Annotated in this window: 17 protein-coding genes; 13 read left to right on the top strand and 4 right to left on the bottom strand. The window is 54.4% G+C overall.

Translation table 11 applies throughout. The annotated features are described in order from the left end of the window. Positions 1-22 precede the first annotated feature (22 nt). Positions 23-3,469, bottom strand: coding sequence for a transcription-repair coupling factor (gene mfd / locus NHM04_RS03815; protein WP_254265721.1), 3,447 nt, complete (start codon positions 3,467-3,469; stop codon positions 23-25). A 443-nt stretch (positions 3,470-3,912) separates the two neighbouring features. Here mfd and NHM04_RS03810 point away from each other — a divergent pair, with 443 nt between their 5' ends. The 10 genes from NHM04_RS03810 to NHM04_RS03765 all read left to right on the top strand — a co-directional run bounded on the left by NHM04_RS03810 (position 3,913) and on the right by NHM04_RS03765 (position 13,245). Then, complete coding sequence (locus tag NHM04_RS03810) at positions 3,913-5,256, top strand: Na(+)-translocating NADH-quinone reductase subunit A (RefSeq protein WP_254265720.1); 1,344 nt, start codon at positions 3,913-3,915, stop codon at positions 5,254-5,256. Between the two features lie 3 nt (positions 5,257-5,259). Next, positions 5,260-6,465 (top strand): NADH:ubiquinone reductase (Na(+)-transporting) subunit B, encoded by a 1,206-nt coding sequence (locus NHM04_RS03805; protein ID WP_254265719.1) that lies wholly within the window; start codon positions 5,260-5,262, stop codon positions 6,463-6,465. After that, positions 6,458-7,240 (top strand): Na(+)-translocating NADH-quinone reductase subunit C, encoded by a 783-nt coding sequence (locus NHM04_RS03800; protein WP_020210384.1) that lies wholly within the window; start codon positions 6,458-6,460, stop codon positions 7,238-7,240. The genes NHM04_RS03805 and NHM04_RS03800 overlap by 8 nt, the downstream gene beginning before the upstream one ends. 4 nt (positions 7,241-7,244) lie before the next feature. Next, positions 7,245-7,907 (top strand): NADH:ubiquinone reductase (Na(+)-transporting) subunit D, encoded by a 663-nt coding sequence (locus NHM04_RS03795; protein WP_020210383.1) that lies wholly within the window; start codon positions 7,245-7,247, stop codon positions 7,905-7,907. Positions 7,908-7,909: 2 nt separating this feature from the next. Next, positions 7,910-8,518 carry an NADH:ubiquinone reductase (Na(+)-transporting) subunit E gene (gene nqrE / locus NHM04_RS03790; protein WP_020210382.1) on the top strand — a complete coding sequence of 203 codons (609 nt, stop codon included), beginning with the start codon at positions 7,910-7,912 and terminating at the stop codon, positions 8,516-8,518. 15 nt (positions 8,519-8,533) lie between these two features. Next, the gene (gene nqrF, locus NHM04_RS03785; RefSeq protein WP_254265718.1) at positions 8,534-9,754 is read left to right on the top strand and encodes an NADH:ubiquinone reductase (Na(+)-transporting) subunit F; all 1,221 of its coding nucleotides are present in this window, start codon (positions 8,534-8,536) and stop codon (positions 9,752-9,754) included. Next, positions 9,738-10,814 (top strand): FAD:protein FMN transferase, encoded by a 1,077-nt coding sequence (locus NHM04_RS03780; protein ID WP_371872577.1) that lies wholly within the window; start codon positions 9,738-9,740, stop codon positions 10,812-10,814. The genes nqrF and NHM04_RS03780 overlap by 17 nt, the downstream gene beginning before the upstream one ends. 15 nt (positions 10,815-10,829) lie before the next feature. Further along, positions 10,830-11,084: a (Na+)-NQR maturation NqrM gene (gene nqrM / locus NHM04_RS03775; protein WP_254265716.1), complete on the top strand. Its 255-nt coding sequence runs from the start codon at positions 10,830-10,832 to the stop codon at positions 11,082-11,084. Between the two features lie 164 nt (positions 11,085-11,248). Further along, positions 11,249-12,649 (top strand): Si-specific NAD(P)(+) transhydrogenase, encoded by a 1,401-nt coding sequence (gene sthA, locus NHM04_RS03770; RefSeq protein ID WP_254265715.1) that lies wholly within the window; start codon positions 11,249-11,251, stop codon positions 12,647-12,649. Between the two features lie 203 nt (positions 12,650-12,852). Further along, positions 12,853-13,245 (top strand): hypothetical protein, encoded by a 393-nt coding sequence (locus tag NHM04_RS03765; protein ID WP_254265714.1) that lies wholly within the window; start codon positions 12,853-12,855, stop codon positions 13,243-13,245. A gap of 18 nt (positions 13,246-13,263) precedes the next feature. On the opposite strand, the gene NHM04_RS03760 is transcribed toward NHM04_RS03765, so the two are convergent. Together NHM04_RS03760 and NHM04_RS03755 are read right to left on the bottom strand one after the other, a co-directional pair. Further along, positions 13,264-13,557 (bottom strand): hypothetical protein, encoded by a 294-nt coding sequence (locus NHM04_RS03760; RefSeq protein ID WP_254265713.1) that lies wholly within the window; start codon positions 13,555-13,557, stop codon positions 13,264-13,266. 53 nt (positions 13,558-13,610) lie between these two features. After that, positions 13,611-14,165, bottom strand: coding sequence for a PilZ domain-containing protein (locus NHM04_RS03755; protein ID WP_254265712.1), 555 nt, complete (start codon positions 14,163-14,165; stop codon positions 13,611-13,613). 89 nt (positions 14,166-14,254) lie between these two features. Between NHM04_RS03755 and NHM04_RS03750 the strand changes: the two genes are divergently transcribed. Genes NHM04_RS03750 through NHM04_RS03740 form a run of 3 tightly spaced genes read left to right on the top strand, consistent with a single transcriptional unit; the run spans position 14,255 to position 17,431 of the window. Next, positions 14,255-15,508, top strand: coding sequence for a lipoprotein-releasing ABC transporter permease subunit (locus NHM04_RS03750; RefSeq protein ID WP_254265711.1), 1,254 nt, complete (start codon positions 14,255-14,257; stop codon positions 15,506-15,508). Further along, positions 15,501-16,199 carry a lipoprotein-releasing ABC transporter ATP-binding protein LolD gene (gene lolD, locus NHM04_RS03745; protein ID WP_254265710.1) on the top strand — a complete coding sequence of 233 codons (699 nt, stop codon included), beginning with the start codon at positions 15,501-15,503 and terminating at the stop codon, positions 16,197-16,199. The genes NHM04_RS03750 and lolD overlap by 8 nt, the downstream gene beginning before the upstream one ends. After that, positions 16,199-17,431, top strand: coding sequence for a lipoprotein-releasing ABC transporter permease subunit (locus NHM04_RS03740; RefSeq protein ID WP_254265709.1), 1,233 nt, complete (start codon positions 16,199-16,201; stop codon positions 17,429-17,431). The genes lolD and NHM04_RS03740 overlap by 1 nt, the downstream gene beginning before the upstream one ends. Before the next feature lie 6 nt (positions 17,432-17,437). On the opposite strand, the gene NHM04_RS03735 is transcribed toward NHM04_RS03740, so the two are convergent. Beyond that, positions 17,438-17,971 (bottom strand): DUF2062 domain-containing protein, encoded by a 534-nt coding sequence (locus tag NHM04_RS03735; RefSeq protein ID WP_254265708.1) that lies wholly within the window; start codon positions 17,969-17,971, stop codon positions 17,438-17,440. Positions 17,972-18,089 lie beyond the last annotated feature (118 nt).

Here is an 18,089-nt window from a genome sequence, read left to right as displayed (position 1 = left end):
CGATGGGCAAGTCTAACCCGATTTAATGCAGGCTGGCCAAAAGGTCGTTCACTCTTTGTAAGCGGTCTTCGGCGTCGGGCATAGGGATCCTAAAGCTCAGACCGCTGGCGCCGGCCAGTGAAAATACCTGTGGCTGGCTCTGTACCATTTGCACAATCTTTAGTGGGTCTATTGGTGCTTCAGGGCCAAACTCGACTTTGCCGCCGCCTGCGGATGCCTCGAGCTTAACAATGCCCAACTTTTCGGCGGCGAGTTTGATTTCCGTGACTCGCAGCAGGTTTTTGGTCTGCTCCGGTAGCAGACCAAAACGGTCGATCATCTCTACCTGCAGCTCGCGCAATGCCTCCTGGCTATCGGCACCGGCTATGCGTTTGTACAGCACCAAGCGGGTGTGTACATCGGGTAAATAATCGTCGGGGATCAGCGCGGGTATGCGCAGGTTTACGTCAATGTTGTCGGCTAGAGGTGCATCGATATTGGGTTGCTTGCCAGAGCGCAGGGCTTTAACGGCTCGATCCAGCATATCCATATACATGGAAAAGCCCACGGTCTGAATCTGTCCGGATTGTTCGTCGCCTAATAACTCCCCGGCACCGCGTATTTCCATATCGTGGGTGGCCAGGGTAAAACCTGCCCCAAGGTCTTCAGCGCTGGCAATGGCTTCCAAGCGCTTAATGGCATCACTGGTCATGGCGCGGCGTTCGGGGGTCAGCAAATAGGCGTAGGCCTGGTGGTGGGAGCGGCCCACGCGCCCGCGCAACTGATGCAGCTGCGCCAGGCCAAACTTGTCGGCGCGGTGAATAATAATGGTGTTAGCGCTGGGTATATCGATGCCAGTTTCAATAATGGTACTGCACACCATGACGTTGAAGCGCTTATGGTAAAAATCCGACATGACTTTTTCCAGCTCGCGCTCGCGCATCTGGCCATGGCCTATGCCGATGCGTGCCTCGGGCACCAGCTCTTGCAAGGCGCGCGCGGTGCGCTCAATGCTTTTTACTTCGTTATGCAGGTAGTACACCTGACCGCCACGTAAAATCTCCCGCAGAATCGCTTCTTTGATCGTCGCATCGTCGTGCTGGCGTACGAATGTTTTGACGCTTAAGCGCCGCGCCGGCGGGGTGGCGATAATGGATAAATCGCGAATACCCGCCATAGACATGTTTAATGTGCGCGGAATCGGGGTGGCGGTGAGGGTCAGAATATCAATCTCGGCGCGCAGTTTTTTTAACTGGTCTTTTTGGCGCACGCCAAAGCGGTGCTCTTCATCGATGATTAGTAGCCCCAGGTCTTTGTACTTGATATCTGGCTGAATCAGCTTGTGCGTGCCTACCACGATATCAATCTTGCCTTCGGCTAGGCGCTCCTTCACCGCATCGACTTCTTTGCTGGTGCGAAACCGCGACATTACCTCGATGGTAAAGGGCCAGCTGGCAAATCGATCTTTGAGCGATTCAAAATGCTGCTGTGCCAGGAGGGTGGTGGGGGCGAGAATGGCGACTTGTTTACCCCCGTGGGCGGCGACAAAGGCGGCGCGCATGGCGACTTCGGTTTTGCCAAAACCCACATCGCCACAGACCAGTCGGTCCATTGGTTGCGGTGAGAGCATGTCTTTGACCACCGCATCAATGGCAAGCTGCTGATCGGGCGTTTCTTCAAAGGGGAAGCCCGCTGAAAAGGCCAAATAATCGGCTTTGGGGTCGTCAAAGGCGAGGCCTTTGCGGGCCGCTCGCTTGGCGTAAATGTCGAGCAGTTCTGCGGCGGTATCGCGCACTTGCTCGGCAGCTTTGCGCTTGGCTTTGCCCCAGGCCTCCGAGCCCAGCTTGTGCAGGGGCGCGACGTTTTCATCGGCCCCGCTGTAGCGGCTGATTAAGTGCAAGCTGGTAACGGGCACGTAGAGCTTCGCCTCGTCGGCGTACTCCAGCATTAAAAATTCGTTGGTTTCGTTTTCGATGGTAATGGTTTCAAGGCCGCGATACCGGCCTACGCCGTGGTCGATATGCACTACAGGCGCGCCCACTTGCAGCTCGGTAAGGTTTTTGACGACGTTGTCGGCGTTTTCCTGGCTCTGGCGGCGTCGGCGGGTTTGCTGTACCCGCTCACCAAATAACTGGCTCTCGGTAATTAAAGCCAGATTGGGAGAGGTGCAAATGAGTCCCTGATCAATACCGCCTACGGTAATAGCCAGGGTTTCGCTGCCCGCGCTAAAACTTTGCCAGCTATCTAATTCTGTGGGTTTTACGCGGATGCGAGATAACAATTCCAGCAGGGTTTCTCGGCGCCCGGCGGATTCGGCACAGAACAGTACCCGGCCGTCAAACTCCATTAGAAACGCTTCCAGCGCCGTTAACGGGTGTTCGCTTTGCGCTTGCACTGGCAGTGACGGCGGTGGTGTAAAACTGAAGTTTCGATTGCCGGCGGCATCATCCAGTGGATGGCTCGCCAGCGCGGTGCGACTGATACCTTTGAGCCCTGCGAACAGCTCTTCTTCGCGCAGGTAAATCTCCTCTGGTTTTAGCAGCGGGCGGGTAGGGTCTACGCCGCGCGAGTCGTAGCGCGATTTCAGCTCGCTGAGAAAACGTTCGGATGCCTGGTTGATATCACCTAGCGTGTAGGCGACGGTATTTTGGGGTAGGTAGTCAAACAGCGTGTCACAGTGATCGAAAAACAGCGGCAGATAGTACTCAATACCAGGAGGTGCGATGCCGTCCCCCACGTCGCGGTAAACGCTGCAGGCGCTGGGATCTGTGTCAAAGCGCTGATGCCAGCGCTGCTTGAACGCGCTAATGCCATTTTTATCCAGCGGGAACTCGCGCGCGGGCAGCAACTCAAGCGCTTCGATTTTATCTGCGGTCATTTGCGTGTCTGGATCAAAGGTACGCAGAGTGTCGATTTCGTCGTCGAATAAATCGATACGCAGTGGTTGTTCGCTGCCCATCGGGAAAATGTCGATCAGCGAGCCGCGCACGGCGTACTCGCCGTGCTCATAAACAGTATCTACCGTGCGGTAGCCGGCCTGGGTTAGATTGGCTCGCAGGGTGTCGGGGTTAAGCGCTTCCCCGACTTTTAACATAAGGCTGCCGCCCATCAGGTAGGTTTTGGGCATCAGCCTTTGCAGCAGGCTGGTGACGGGCACCACTAAAATGCCTTGAGTGACACTCGGCAATTGATACAAGGTGCGCAATCTTTGCGAAATAATGTCTTGATGGGGCGATATGCTGTCGTAAGGCAGGGTTTCCCAGTCGGCCAGATGGAGAATTTGCAAATCTTTGCCGGAAAAAAAAGCCAATTCAGATTCCAGGCGCTGGGCACTGGCTGTATCGCTGGTTACGACTAAACTTAGTCCACTGTGGCGCTTGGCGGCATTGGCGAGAGTGAGCGCTGCGGCGCCTCCCGGCAGCTGCCCCCACTGGCGGCGCTCGCCTGCGCGGGCGGTGATCTCGGGGGCGAAAGGGTCGGCAAGTGTCATGGTTCGGCGGTAAGTCCCTGGGTAGGCATAAAACTAAAGGCCGCGATTGTACCTTTGTTTGGCCCGCGCCTGTAGTTTGGCTGCTCAGTTTGCAGGGCGCGGACGGCTTTCGGAAAAATGCAGGGCTGTGTGAGACGTGCCAGGGCACTAAAAAAGTGCCGGGCCACTGGTCTTTAGTGGCGTCGATCTTTATAATTGCCGCGATTTTTTTGCCGGTTGGACACTTTGCGTCTGAAAAATGCCCACCAAGCTTGGTTTTTTTCGGTGTTATGCCCCAAAGTTCGGGTTCTTGTGTAGAGTTTTTGCGCTATCCCACCGCCCGGCCGTCGATTGATTGAGCTTCAACCCAATAGAAGCAGCTGGAACGACACCAGCGCAACACTGCGGCCTTACAACCAGGCCGTGCAAAGTCATTAATCCAACGAGTGATTAGGCAGAGACGTATGATAAAGATTCGTCGGGGATTGGATTTACCTATATCCGGTGCGCCCGAGCAGACTATCAAAGATGGGCCCAAGGCTCGCTCTGTGGCAGTCATTGGCCCAGATTATCACGGCATGAAGCCGACCATGGAAGTAGCCGTGGGTGATAAGGTCAAGCTCGGACAGCTTCTGTTTACCGATAAAAAAACCGAAGGGGTAAGATATACCGCTCCTGCAGCAGGCACCGTTGCCGCCATTAACCGTGGTGAGCGCCGCATGCTGCAGTCTGTTGTTATCGATGTAGAAGGCGATGACAGCGAGAGCTTTCAAAGTTACAGCGACAGTGAGCTCGGCTCGCTGGACGGCCAAGCGGTTCGCGACCAGCTAAATGCAGCGGGTTTGTGGACAGCGTTGCGCTCGCGCCCCTACAGCAAGGTTCCGGCACTGGATGCCAAACCCCATTCAATCTTCGTCACGGCGATAGACACCAATCCACTGGCGGCCGACCCGCAAGTGGTTTTGAAGGGTCAGGAAGACGCGTTTGCCAAAGGCTTGAAAGTGTTGACGCGCCTGACCGAAGGCAAAGTATTTGTCTGTAAAGCCGGTGGTGCGGATATTCCCGCCAAAGCTGAAGGCCAGATTGAAGTGCACGAGTTCGGTGGTGTTCACCCCGCAGGTAACGCCGGTACGCACATTCATCACCTAGACCCTGTCAACGCGACCAAATTTGTCTGGACCATCAACTACCAAGACGTTGTGGCCGTGGGCATTTTGTTCAGCGAAGGGCGCTTGGAAACCTCGCGTGTTATTTCTCTTGCCGGGCCTCAGGTTAACGAGCCTGCGCTGGTGCGCACCTGTGTCGGTGCCAGCCTTGATGAGCTGACCGCCGGTAAGCTGAAGGGCGATCACAACCGCGTTATTTCCGGTTCGGTGTTCGGCGGTCGTACCGCTAACGGCCCCTACGCCTTCTTGGGTCGCTATCACACTCAGGTAAGTGTACTGGAAGAGGGCGACGATCGTCCCATGCTGCACTACCTGCGCGCCGGTACCGACTTCTTCTCGGTAATGAACATCTATCTGTCTAAGTTGATGCCGTCCAAGCGCTTTAACTTCACCACCACCACCTTTGGTAGTGAGCGCGCTATGGTGCCGGTTGGCGCTTACGAGAAAGTCATGCCGCTGGATATCCTTCCCACTCAGTTGCTGCGCGCGTTAATTGTGGGCGACACTGAAACCGCTCAGCAGCTTGGCTGCCTTGAGTTGGACGAAGATGATCTGGCTCTGTGTACGTTTGTCTGCCCGGGTAAGTACGAATACGGCCCGATTTTGCGCGACAACCTCACCCGTATCGAGCTGGAGGGTTAAGGTATGAAATTTTTGCGTAATTATCTCGATAAAATCGAGCCGAACTTTCACAAAGGCGGCAAACTGGAAAAGTGGTACTCGCTGTACGAGGCGATCGATACCGGCTTGTTCCGTCCCGCCAATGTGACTAAAACCACCAGCCATGTGCGCGACGGTCTCGACCTGAAGCGCATCATGATTACCGTGTGGATTTGTACCTTTCCGGCGATGTTCTTCGGTATGTACAACGTCGGTCATCAGGCCAACACTATTCTGGCCGAGATGGGCTCAGGTGCCGGTGAAGGCTGGCGCATTGCGCTGATCAGCGCGATTGCCGGCTTTGATCCCAACAGCATCTGGGACTGCCTGGTACACGGCGCCGCTTACTTCCTGCCCATTTATGCCGTTGTGTTTATTGTCGGCGGTTTCTGGGAGGTGTTGTTTGCCTCGGTGCGCGGTCACGAAGTCAACGAAGGTTTCTTTGTGACCTCGGTGCTGTTTGCGCTGATTTGCCCGCCGGATTTGCCGCTGCTGTACGCCGCTCTCGGTATCAGCTTTGGTGTGGTACTGGGTAAAGAAGTCTTCGGTGGTACCGGTAAAAACTTCTTGAACCCGGCGCTGACCGGCCGTGCGTTTTTGTTCTTCGCTTATCCCGCCAGCATGTCGGGCGATGGTGTGTGGACTGCTGTGGATGGCTACACCGGCGCAACGGCGCTGTCGGTAGCCGCGCAAGGCGGTGTGGACGCGATCACCAGCCAGTTCACCTGGATGGATGCGTTCCTGGGTAACATTCAGGGCAGTATCGGCGAGACGTCAACCCTGGCAATCTTTATCGGTGGCGCAGTGCTGCTGGTAATGGGCATTGCTTCCTGGCGCATTGTAGCCGGCGTAATGCTGGGTATGATTGCCACTACGCTGCTGCTTAATGTCACTGGCGATGCCTCCAGCAACCCGGCAACTGCCTTGCCCTGGTATTGGCACATGGTGATCGGTGGCTTCGCCTTTGGCATGATCTTTATGGCGACCGACCCCGTATCCGCGTCTATGACCGATACCGGTAAATATTGGTTCGGTGCCCTGATCGGCTTTATGGTGATTATTATCCGTGTGGTAAACCCCGCCTTCCCAGAAGGTATGATGCTGGCAATCTTGTTTGCCAACCTGTTTGCCCCGCTGATTGATTACCTGGTTGTACGAGCAAACATCAAGCGGAGGTTGGCACGTGGCTAATAACGATTCCATCAAAAAGACGCTCATAGTCACCATTTTGCTGTGCATCGTCTGCTCGGTGGTGGTTTCTACCGCCGCCGTGTACCTGCGCCCTGTGCAGGAAGTGAATAAATCGCTGGACTTTAAACGCAATATCCTTGCCGCCGCCGGTCTGACCGACCAGCTGAACGGCAAGAGCGTTGAAGAAGTGTTCAGCGAGCGAGTTACTACCCGCGCTGTGGATCTGGATTCCGGCACCTACACAGACGAGGTGGATCCTGCCGATTACGAGCAGCGTAAAGCGGCTAAAGATCCTTCCATGTCGGAAGACTTAAGCGCCGATCAGGATATTGCCAAAATCGGTCGTCGCGAAGACGTGGCCTTGGTGTACCTGATTGAAGGTGACAATGGTCTGGAAACCATTGTCCTGCCGGTGCGCGGTTACGGCCTTTGGTCAACTCTTTACGGCTTTGTCGCCCTGGAAAAAGACTTGAACACTGTGAAAGGTTTGGGTTTTTACGAGCATGGTGAAACCCCAGGCTTGGGCGGCGAAGTGGACAATCCCAACTGGAAATCGCTGTGGGAAGGTAAAGAAGTTTACGACGAAGAGGGTAATGCTCAGCTGACAGTGATTAAAGGTGCCGTCGGCCCAGATACCAAAGATGCCGAGCACAAGGTTGACGGTTTGTCGGGTGCTACCTTGACCAGCCGTGGCGTTGCTAACCTGGTTCAATTCTGGTTAGGTGAAGAGGGCTACATGCCATTTTTGACCAACCTCAAGAAGGGGGAGGCCTAAGACCATGAAAGTAAAAGAGCTTTTATTCGCGCCAATTTTCTCGAACAACCCAATTGCGCTGCAAATTCTGGGTATCTGTTCGGCTTTGGCGGTGACCAGCAGTTTGAAAGTGACCGTTGTTATGTGTATCGCGCTGACCACGGTGACGGCTTTCTCGAACCTGTTTGTCTCGCTGGTGCGCAACCACGCCCCGGGTAATATCCGGATTATTATCCAGATGACCATTATCGCCTCATTGGTGATTGTGGTGGATCAGGTGCTCAAGGCTTACGCCTACGAAATCAGCAAGCAGTTGTCAGTGTTCGTGGGCCTGATTATTACGAACTGTATCGTAATGGGCCGCGCCGAAGCTTTCGCCATGAAAAACCCACCCCTGCCGAGCTTTTTAGACGGTGTGGGTAACGGTTTTGGTTACAGCGCCATTTTGCTGGGTCTGGCATTTATCCGCGAGCTGTTTGGCACCGGTAGTCTGTATGGTTACCAGATCTTGCCGCTGGCTACCGAGGGCGGCTGGTACGTCCCCAACGGTATGTTGCTGTTGCCACCCAGCGCCTTCTTCTTGATCGGTCTGTTTATCTGGGGCATCCGCGCCTGGAAAAAAGACCAAGTGGAAGAGGTCGACTACAAAATGGCACCTAACACCAAGCCACTGCCGAAGGAGGCCTAACCGTGGAAGCTTATTTAAGCCTGTTTATTCGGTCGATTTTTATCGACAACATGGCCCTGGCTTTCTTCCTGGGCATGTGTACCTTTTTGGCCATCTCTAAAAAGATTGGCGCCGCTTTTGGCTTGGGTATTGCCGTGGTTGTGGTGCAGACCATTACCGTGCCGGTCAATAACCTGCTGTACACCTATGTACTGGCCGATGGCGCACTGGCTTGGGCCGGCTTGCCCAATGTGGATCTGAGCTTTTTGGGCCTGATCACCTACATTGGTGTAATTGCCGCTCTGGTGCAGATTCTGGAGATGGTTCTGGATAAATACGTTCCCGCGCTCTACAACGCGCTGGGCGTGTTCCTGCCGCTGATTACCGTAAACTGCGCCATCTTGGGTGGCTCTCTGTTTATGGTAGAGCGCGACTACAACTTTGCCGAGAGTGTGGTGTTCGGCGCGGGCTCCGGTGTGGGCTGGGCGCTGGCCATTACCGCCTTGGCGGGTATTCGCGAGAAGATGAAGTACTCCGATGTTCCCGACGGCCTGCGCGGTCTGGGCATTACTTTCATCACCGTAGGACTCATGTCGCTGGGCTTTATGTCCTTCGGCGGTATTGATCTGTAATCAGCGAGGATACACATGAGCGAGATTATTCTTGGTGTAGTCATGTTCACAGTCATCGTGCTCGCGCTGGTGTTTGTGATCCTGAGTGCGCGTGCAAAACTGGTGGCGTCGGGTGACGTGACTATCGATATTAACGGCGAAAAAACCATGACAGTACCCGCTGGCGGCAAGCTGCTGGGCACCCTGTCGAATGCAGGTTTGTTTTTGCCTTCGGCCTGTGGCGGCGGTGGTACCTGTGCCCAGTGTCGCTGCGTCGTGAGTGAGGGCGGCGGCTCTATGCTGCCCACCGAAGAGAGCCACTTTACCAAGCGTGAGGCCAAAGAAGGCTGGCGCCTGTCTTGCCAAACGCCGGTGAAGCAGGACATGAAAGTTGAAGTGCCTGAAGACGTATTCGGGGTTAAGCAGTGGGAGTGTACCGTCGAGTCCAACCCCAACGTGGCCACCTTTATTAAAGAGCTGACCCTAAAGCTGCCGGAAGGCGAGAACGTAGACTTCCGCGCCGGTGGTTATGTGCAGCTGGAGTGTCCGCCCTACGATATCAGCTTCTCTGATTTTGATATCGAAGAGCAATTCCGCGGTGACTGGGAGCGTTTTGGCTTCTTTAACATTAAAGCCAAAAACACCGAAACCGTGCAGCGCGCTTACTCTATGGCGAACTATCCAGAAGAGAAAGGTCTGGTTAAGTTCAACATTCGTATTGCCACTCCGCCTCCGGGTTCAAAGGACATTCCGCCGGGCATTATGTCCACCTATGTCTTTAACCTGAAGCCGGGCGATAAGATTACCGTGTTCGGGCCCTTCGGTGAGTTCTTCGCCAAAGACACTGACGCTGAAATGATCTTTGTCGGTGGTGGTGCGGGTATGGCGCCTATGCGTTCGCACATTTTCGATCAGCTGAAGCGTTTGAACAGTAAACGCAAAATCTCTTTCTGGTATGGTGCACGCTCACTCAAAGAGCTGTTCTACCAAGACGAGTACGACCAGCTGGCCGAAGAGAACGACAACTTCGAATGGCATGTGGCAATGTCCGATCCCCAGCCGGAAGATAACTGGGAAGGCTTAACCGGGTTTATCCACAATGTGCTCTATGAAGAGTATCTGAAGGATCACCCAGCGCCGGAAGACTGTGAGTTCTACATGTGTGGGCCACCAATGATGAACGCTGCGGTTATTAAACTGCTGCACGATTTGGGTGTGGAAGACGAAAATATCATGCTCGATGACTTTGGTGGTTAATCAAGTAATGGTCTTTGCCCCAATAGCAAAAATAAAAACGAGGCTGGTGTTACTAGCCTCGTTTTTGTTTATAGGTAGTATTTTATTCGGCTGTGGCCAGGCGGATTCGTCGCGCGAAAGTGTCACTCTGTCAGGCCCCACCATGGGCACCAGTTATCACATTACCCTGGTGGCCGAGGCGGGTGAGAGCTTTGGCTTTGACCGCGAAGAGCTGCAGAAAACAGTCGATGACGAGCTGGAAATTATTAATCAGGTAATGTCCACCTACATTGAAGACTCAGAGTTGATGCGCTTCAATCGGGCGCCTGTCGATGAGTGGGTGGAATTGTCCGAGCCGCTAATGCATGTGCTTAATATCAGCGAGGATGTCAGCCAGCGCTCGGAAGGTGCTTTTGACATTACCGTTGGGCCTCTGGTGAATTTATGGGGTTTTGGCCCCGAAATGCGCCCCGAGGTGGTGCCCAGTGATGACCAATTGGCTGAGGCTTTAGCCCTAACCGGCCACGATAAGCTGCAGCTGGACGTAACCCGCGCACGCCGCACGGCACCCATCTTTGTGGATTTGTCTGCGGTGGGCAAAGGCTATGGTGTCGATTGGGTTGCCAAGGTGCTACGAGAGCGCGGTTTTACCAATTTTATGGTGGAAATTGGCGGCGAGGTGAAAGTCTCTGGGGTGAGCCCACGCGGTTCGCCCTGGCGAATCGCAGTAGAGCAACCCACCGCGCTGGGCGGCAGTGCCCGGTTGGCGCTAGAGCTGGATGGCAAGGCAGTGGCCACGTCGGGCGATTATCGCAATTACTTTGAGGTGGATGGGGTGCGTTACTCTCATACCATCGATCCGGCCACAGGTCGTCCCATTACCCATAATTTGGCTTCTGTAACCGTGATTGCCGATACAGCGGCACATGCTGACGCCTGGGCCACAGCATTAAATGTACTGGGGCCGGAAAAAGGCTTGGCGCTGGCTAATGCCGAGCAACTTGCGGTGTATATGATCGTCAAAGACAATGACGGTTTTACCGATTTGCGTTCGGTCACTTTTTCGCAATACGCGCCTTAAGGGCGGGAGGTTTATATGGCGATGTTTGTTGTTGCGTTGTGCGTTATGCTGCTGGTGGTTACTGGTATGGCTGTGGGGGTTATCTTTGGCCGCAAGCCATTATCGGGCTCGTGCGGTGGTGTGGGCCAGGCGCTAGGTGAAAAAGACTATACCTGCGAATTGTGCGGCGGTGATGAGGCCAAGTGTGAAAGTCTCAACAGCGAAGATGGCACAGCTACCCAAGCCCGCACAGACTTAGCGGTGGACGCGGCCGCAAAAAAAGTTAATTAGCATACCCATCAAGGCGCTGCGGCGCCTTTTTCTGTTCTAGGGCAAACCCGTTGGAACAGGCACGCATAAAATGCCGGGGAGAAACCAGTTATAGCTTCACTTATAGGTGCTTAGAGGTAGCGAAGAATACCCGCACCGCTCATCGATGTAATAGGGGAATACGAGTGGCGAAATACGATGTAGATGTACTGATTATCGGTTCTGGGCCCGCAGGGGAGAGTGCCGCCATGGCGTCGGCGAAGGCCGGCAAAAAAGTGGCCGTAGTGGAGGGTCGCGCTTTGGTAGGCGGCAACTGCGCGCACAAGGGGACCATTCCCTCCAAATCTTTGCGCCATGCTGTGAAACAGATTATCCAATTTAAGACAGGCAATCTGTTTCGCGAAACAGGCGAAACCTGGCGTTTGACTTATCCGCGTGTGCTGGCGGCTGCCAATGCGGTGATTCCCAAACAGGTTGAGCTGCACACAGACTTCTATGTGCGTAATCGAGTCAAGCTTTACTCGGGCTTTGCGCGCTTTATTGACGAGAACACCGTGGCTATCGATTTGCTGGATGGCTCGCGCGAGGAAATTATCAGCGCGGACAAAATCATTATCGCTACAGGCTCGCGCCCCTATCGCCCTGCGGACATCGATTTCTCTCATCCCCGGGTGTATGACTCGGACACTATTTTGGAAATGGCCCACTCCCCGCGTCATTTGATTATTTACGGCGCCGGCGTTATCGGCTGTGAGTATGCGTCTATTTTCTCGGGTCTTGGGGTCAAGGTCGATCTGATTAACAGCCGTGATCGACTGTTATCATTTCTGGATGATGAAATCTCCGACGCACTCAGTTATCACCTGCGCGATAACGGCGTGCGGGTGCGCCACAGCGAAACTTACGAGAAAATCGAAGCGAATGAGCGTGGCGTAACGATTTACCTGGAGTCAGGTAAACGCATTACCGCCGATGCACTTTTATGGTGTAACGGCCGCAGCGGTAATACCGATAAGCTCAATTTACAGGCCATTGGCTTGGAGCCGGATCATCGTGGCAATTTAACCGTAAACGAGCAGTACCAGACAGCGGTAGAAAATGTTTACGCCGTGGGCGATGTAGTTGGCTGGCCCAGCCTTGCCAGCGCCTCGTTTGATCAGGGCCGCGCTTTGGCGGCGGCTATTTTGGGTAAACCCTATCAAGAGGTTGCCGGTGTGCCCACCGGTATTTATACCCTGCCGGAAATCAGCTCCATCGGTAAAACTGAGCGCGAACTGACCGAGGCCAAGGTTCCCTACGAAGTGGGTCGCTGCCTGTTTAAAAACACTGCGCGCGGTCAAATCAGCGGTGAAGATGTGGGTATGCTGAAGTTGCTGTTCCATGTGGATACCGGCCAACTGCTGGGTGTGCATTGTTTTGGCGCCGAGGCGGCGGAAATTATTCACATCGGTCAGGCGATTATGAGCCAGCCGGGCGAGGGGAATAATATTAACTTTTTCCTCAATACCACCTTTAATTATCCGACCATGGCCGAGGCCTATCGATTGGCCGCCATTGACGGCACTAATCGTACCAGTCGCCGCTAACCGCTCAAGCGGCCCGACGGCCAGAAAGTAAAATTTTTCTGGCCGTCTGCTCCTCCCACTGTTCCTCTTTTTTGTGCTTTTTCTTCTGTGAACAGAAACTCTTTAGCAAGCTGATAAAACCGCGCCGCTTTCGCTGGTTCGTTGTGTTTTCGCGCTTTAATGTCCTACCTGTAAGCAACCCTATTTAGCGAGCGAAACGGCAAGTGAAGGGTTTCAAACGTTACGGCGGCGAGTTTGGGGGTAAAGGCTCGGGAGGCAACAACAGCTTAGGCTTGATCGGTGTTCTGGCTTTGTTGATGTCTATCGGCTACGCGATTTTAAATCGCAGCCCAGGCTGGATTGTCGTGGGTTTTTTGCTGCTGTTTGGGTTTACGGTAGCCAGTACTTTGTTTTCGGGTGGAGAAACCACCCGATTGTTCGCTCAGCGCCGGGATAAGTATTTGCGCCAAGCGCGTCAAGCGTGGGTAGACGGCGACAGCTTGAAGGCCGCAGAGTGTCTGGCTAAGGCTAGGTTAAATGGTGTTATACCAGATAGTGACCGGGAGCTGGCTGATGCCTGTGAGCGCTTGCAGCGGCAGCATCGCCGGCCTAAATAAGGGTAGCGCGGTTGGTTATTAATTCTCGCCAGCGACCTTGGGTTCAAATTTCATCACCGAGTGAATCACCCGATCCTTTTCAAAATAAACCACAAAATCACTGTAGTCCCAGCGATAAATAGCGGGGTCGCCCACGGGGCCCGACTCTTGTTGTGGCTCACCGTATTCTGCCCGCACCTTGGCTTTAGTCAGGCCAGTTGTTGGGGTAGGCAGGCTTGCCTCACCTTGTTGGCCCAAAGGCACGCGCAGGGTGTCTGCCATGCTCAGGTGGGTGGCAAAGACTAGAGCGATTGCTACAACGATTTTTGACATGGTGCTTCCTGTGGGTTTCGTTTGTCCGGTGGTTTTTGTTGCTCAAGTTCCGCTCAAGATTTGCTGCTGCGAATAGATTCCATCTGCGCGCGCATAATCTGCTGGCTTATCTGCTGGCGTTGAGCGCTGTTTTGATAGTGGAATTCTGCCGCAATGGTAAAACCTGTGGTGGGATCTGGTTCACACCGTACTGCCCGGGCGTGCAGGGCAATTGCCATGGGCGGCTGGGTGAAAACCAGCATCAAAGCCACCGGGCTGCCGGCATCCACTTGCTGTGGGTAGGTAAAATCGAGACCGCCTTCACTGATAGTGACTGTTTGCGTGTCACCTAATGATTCGGCGCTGCTGCTTAAACAATAGAGCGCGAGAATATCGACTTTGCGCGATAGTAAATGCAAGTACTCTCCCAGGGCGCGATCGTTGTCTTTAATTTGTTGCTGCACCTGCAGGCCTTCGCCGTCCAGCTTTTTAAGTTCGGCCAGAGTGTGCAGTACACCGCTTTGAGAAAAATAACTGGCGGGATCCTGCTGGCGCGCAGAGTCCTGCGTTATTGCCAGGTCGATACGGGCCTCAACGTCTATGCGGAAGTATTCGCGTCTCTCATCCATTTGCAGTTTGTTCTTTATTGTGGCTGATGCAATCTACAATAGCACAGCCCGCGCTTGTGGTTGTAAGACGGTTGGGGTTAAATGCGCGAATGCTGAAAAACATCCCCCTTATGATCGGCCTGCGTTACATCCGCGCTAAGCGTCGCAATCAGTTTATCTCTTTCGTCAGCGGCTTTTCCCTGTTGGGAATGGCCCTTGGGGTTATGTCGTTGATTGTGGTGATGTCGGTGATGAACGGCTTCGACCGGGAGATGAAAGCACGCATTTTAAAGGTGGTTCCCCACGGCTTTATCGACCAGCAAGGTGGCATGCCAAATTGGCAGTCGGTAGCAGACAGCCTGAGGGCTCTGCCCGACATTCAAGCAGCGGCGCCTTACATAGGTGGCTTCGCCTTGCTGGGCTACCGCAACAATATTGAAGGCGTGCAGTTTTCCGGCATCGACCCGGCCGAACAGCCCAAGGTGTCGGCGGTGGCGAATAGCATGATGCTTGGCGAGCTCAGTAGTTTGCAGGCCGGAAAGTTTAATATTGTGCTCGGCTCGTTACTCGCCCGTCAGCTGGGTGTGGCGACCGGTGACCGGGTGACTTTAACTTTGCCACAAATCCGCATTACCCCGGCTGGTGTCTATCCTCGAGTGAAGCGCTTTACCGTCAGTGGTGTGTTTGAAGTGGGCGCGCCAGTGGATCAGCAATTAGCGCTTATTCACCTGGATGATGCCGCTCGGTTGCTGCGCCTAAGTGGTGCTCTGGGGCTACAAGTCCACGGGTTACAAGTAAAGGTGCCAGATATCTATCAAGCGGCACCGATACTCGCCGAGGCGCAAGCGCTATTAGGGCCGGAGTTTCAGGTTCGCGACTGGAGCCAGACCCAGGGCAGCTTGTTTCAAGCGGTAAAAATGGAAAAGCTGGTTATCGGTGTGCTACTGAGCATTATTATCGCGGTGGCGGCGTTTAATATTGTTTCGTCGCTGGTGTTGATGGTGGCGGATAAACGTTCGGATATTGCCGTACTGCGTACCCTGGGGCTTGCCTCGCGGCAGGTGATGGGCATATTTATGGTGCAGGGCTGCGGAGTTGGGCTTATCGGCGTGCTCGCAGGCTCGCTCGCCGGTGTGCTGATTGCGCTGAATATCAGCTCGCTGGTGGCGTTTTTCGAGTCCCTTTCGGGGCAGGTTATTTTTGATCCCAATGTGTATTTCATTAGCCAATTACCCTCCGAGCTTTACTGGCAGGATGTGGCGGTGATTTGCACATTGGCGGTGGTGTTGAGTTTTATTGCCACGCTTTATCCCGCCTGGCGCGCGGGCAAGGTGGAACCAGCGGAGGCGTTGCGTTATGAGTGATTCACAGGTGCTGGTGTGCCATCAGGTAGTAAAGGCTTACCGTCAGGGCCCGGAGGCGGTACAAGTGCTGCGTGGGGTTGAGCTTGCTGTTGCAAAAGGCGAGAGTCTGGCGATTATCGGGGCCTCCGGCTCGGGCAAATCGACCTTGCTGAATATTCTCGGTGGGCTGGATACTCCCGACAGTGGCAAGGTGGAAGTTGCAGGCCAGGCTTTGTCCAGTTTAAGCGCCGATGCGCGCGGCCGGTTGCGCAACAAAAGCCTGGGTTTTGTATACCAGTTTCACCATTTGCTGGCTGAGTTTAGCGCACTGGAAAATGTTGCTATGCCTTTGCTGATCGGTAAACAAAGCCCCGAGCAGGCCAAAACGCGGGCCGAGCAAATGCTGGCGCGGGTGGGGCTTGCACCGCGCATAAGTCACAAACCTTCTGAGTTATCCGGTGGTGAGCGTCAACGAGTCGCTATTGCCCGCGCTTTGGTGACAGAGCCCGCCTGCGTGCTGATGGATGAACCCACGGGTAATCTGGATACTCACACGGCGGCTGACATCCAGGCTCTGATGGCCGAGCTGAATCAGAGTATCGGTACCAGCTTTGTGGTGGTTACTCATGATTTGGCTTTGGCCCGCAAAATGGATCGCACTTTACATCTTAGCGATGGCGTATTGACCGAGCTTACAGATGAGGACGTTTAGTGTTTAGTCGTTTCAGCCGTCAAGTGGGCAAACGTTATGCACTGGCGGCAAAAGGCAGCCACCTGGTGAGTTTTATCTCGCGTATGTCGGTGCTGGGGCTCATTATTTCCGTGGCGCTGCTGATACTGGTTATGTCCATCATGAACGGTTTTGACCGCGAGTTGCGCGAGCGCATTTTGCAGGTTATGCCACAGGCCACCATTTACAAGCGCGATGGGATTACCAACCCCAGCGAAATTATCAGCCAGTTGCGCCAACATCCACAGGTGTTGTCCGCTGCGCCTTATGTCAATTTACAGGGGCTCTTGTCCTACCGTGGCGAAGTGTCGCCAGTGGCTTTATTTGGTATTGAGCCGGCACTGGAGCAGGAAGTGTCCGGCGCGTCCCAGTATCTGCGCCGAGGCGCTCTGGACCAGTTAGCTAAAAAGCCCCAAGCCATTATTCTGGGGGCGGCCCTGGCACAGAGCCTGAAAGTGGACATTGGCGAGCATTTGCGCCTGATCATTCCCCACGGCGATGGGCGGGCATCGCCGGCGGTGCAAACCCTTGAGGTAATAGATTTACTCGATAGTGGCACAGAGATCGACAACAACTTTGCGCTGCTCAACCTGACGCTCGCATCCGAGCTGTCGGATTATCCCGGCCGGGTGTCGGGCATACGCCTGAAGGTGGATGATTTGTTTGCCGCCTCGCGCACTGTTTACGAGCTGGCGGGATTATTGCCGCCCGGTTACTACGGCAAAGATTGGTCGCGCACCCACGGCAACTTGTATCAGGCGATCCATATGTCGAAACGCTTGGTGGGGTTGCTGCTGCTGCTATTAATTGGCATCGCTGCGTTTAACCTGGTTACCACCCTGATTATGGTGGTCGTCGATAAAGAAGCCGATATCGCTATTTTGCGCACACAGGGAGCCAGCACCGGGGATATTCTGGGTATTTTTCTGGTGCAGGGCGGTATTATCGGCCTGGTGGGAACGGCTATTGGCGTTGCTGCTGGGGTGTTAATGTCCTACACGGTGACGCCTGCAGTGGCGTTGCTAGAGCGCGGCTTGGGAGTGCAGTTTTTGCATTCAGATGTCTACCCGGTGAGCTATTTACCTTCGCAACTGTTATGGGCCGACGTTGGCTTAATTGTCGTTGTGGCCCTGGGGCTTAGCTTTTGTGCCAGCCTTTATCCGGCCTGGCGCGCCGCACGTATTCCTCCGGCGGAAGCTCTGCGTTTTGAGTAGGGCCGGTTACTGGCCATCGCTGCGCTCTTCGCGCTCTCTCTTGCGTTTTTCCCAGGCGCGCACCACATGCCAGCGCCAAAATAGCTGCATGGTGATATAACCCAAGCCGCCGACCACTACACCCGTCAGCACCGAGCCCAGCAAGAGCGGTTTCCAGATCTGACCGAACTCCTCCATTACCCAGGCCCAGTTATGCTCGCTGGAAGAAGCGAGGCCGGGTACGTCCAGTATCCAGCGCCCCAGCTGATAGGTGGCAAAAAATATGGGGGCGTAGGTGAGTGGGTTGGTAATCCAAACAAGTGCGAGGGTAATAGGCAGGTTGCAGCGTACCCACAGGGCACACAGGGTCGCCAACACCATCTGCCCCGGAAGAGGCAGAAAAGCGAAGAAGATGCCGAAAAAGAAGGCCAGCGACACCGAGTGTCGGTTCAGGTGAAACAGATTCGGGTCGTGCAGTAAATCACCTAAAAACTGTAACGCCGGTTTTTCTTTCACGGCAGCGGCGTCTGGGAGAAAGCGTCGGATTACTTTACGAGCCATTCGGACATTACATCGCTACTGCAAGATGTGGCGCATTCTACCGGCAAATGCGCCCCGGCACCATGTCAAGATTCATGGTTACAGCAGACAGGGTGAGCAAACTGCTACACTTTTGCAA

The organism is Gilvimarinus sp. DA14, from assembly GCF_024204685.1.
Taxonomy (GTDB): Bacteria; Pseudomonadota; Gammaproteobacteria; order Pseudomonadales; family Cellvibrionaceae; genus Gilvimarinus.
The sequence above is the reverse complement of the archived record's forward strand: the minus strand, read 5'-3'. Positions and strand labels throughout refer to the sequence as shown.

What these genes read in the sequence shown, in the direction of transcription:
- nqrM (WP_254265716.1), top strand. Translation starts at nt 10,830, where the DNA reads ATGGCGATGTTTGTTGTTGCGTTGTGCGTTATGCTGCTGGTGGTTACT.
- NHM04_RS03735 (WP_254265708.1), bottom strand. Translation starts at nt 17,971, where the DNA reads ATGGCTCGTAAAGTAATCCGACGCTTTCTCCCAGACGCCGCTGCCGTG.
- NHM04_RS03810 (WP_254265720.1), top strand. Translation starts at nt 3,913, where the DNA reads ATGATAAAGATTCGTCGGGGATTGGATTTACCTATATCCGGTGCGCCC.
- lolD (WP_254265710.1), top strand. Translation starts at nt 15,501, where the DNA reads ATGAGTGATTCACAGGTGCTGGTGTGCCATCAGGTAGTAAAGGCTTAC.
- NHM04_RS03755 (WP_254265712.1), bottom strand. Translation starts at nt 14,165, where the DNA reads ATGGATGAGAGACGCGAATACTTCCGCATAGACGTTGAGGCCCGTATC.
- NHM04_RS03760 (WP_254265713.1), bottom strand. Translation starts at nt 13,557, where the DNA reads ATGTCAAAAATCGTTGTAGCAATCGCTCTAGTCTTTGCCACCCACCTG.
- nqrF (WP_254265718.1), top strand. Translation starts at nt 8,534, where the DNA reads ATGAGCGAGATTATTCTTGGTGTAGTCATGTTCACAGTCATCGTGCTC.
- NHM04_RS03750 (WP_254265711.1), top strand. Translation starts at nt 14,255, where the DNA reads ATGCTGAAAAACATCCCCCTTATGATCGGCCTGCGTTACATCCGCGCT.
- NHM04_RS03795 (WP_020210383.1), top strand. Translation starts at nt 7,245, where the DNA reads ATGAAAGTAAAAGAGCTTTTATTCGCGCCAATTTTCTCGAACAACCCA.
- NHM04_RS03780 (WP_371872577.1), top strand. Translation starts at nt 9,738, where the DNA reads ATGACTTTGGTGGTTAATCAAGTAATGGTCTTTGCCCCAATAGCAAAA.
- NHM04_RS03805 (WP_254265719.1), top strand. Translation starts at nt 5,260, where the DNA reads ATGAAATTTTTGCGTAATTATCTCGATAAAATCGAGCCGAACTTTCAC.
- mfd (WP_254265721.1), bottom strand. Translation starts at nt 3,469, where the DNA reads ATGACACTTGCCGACCCTTTCGCCCCCGAGATCACCGCCCGCGCAGGC.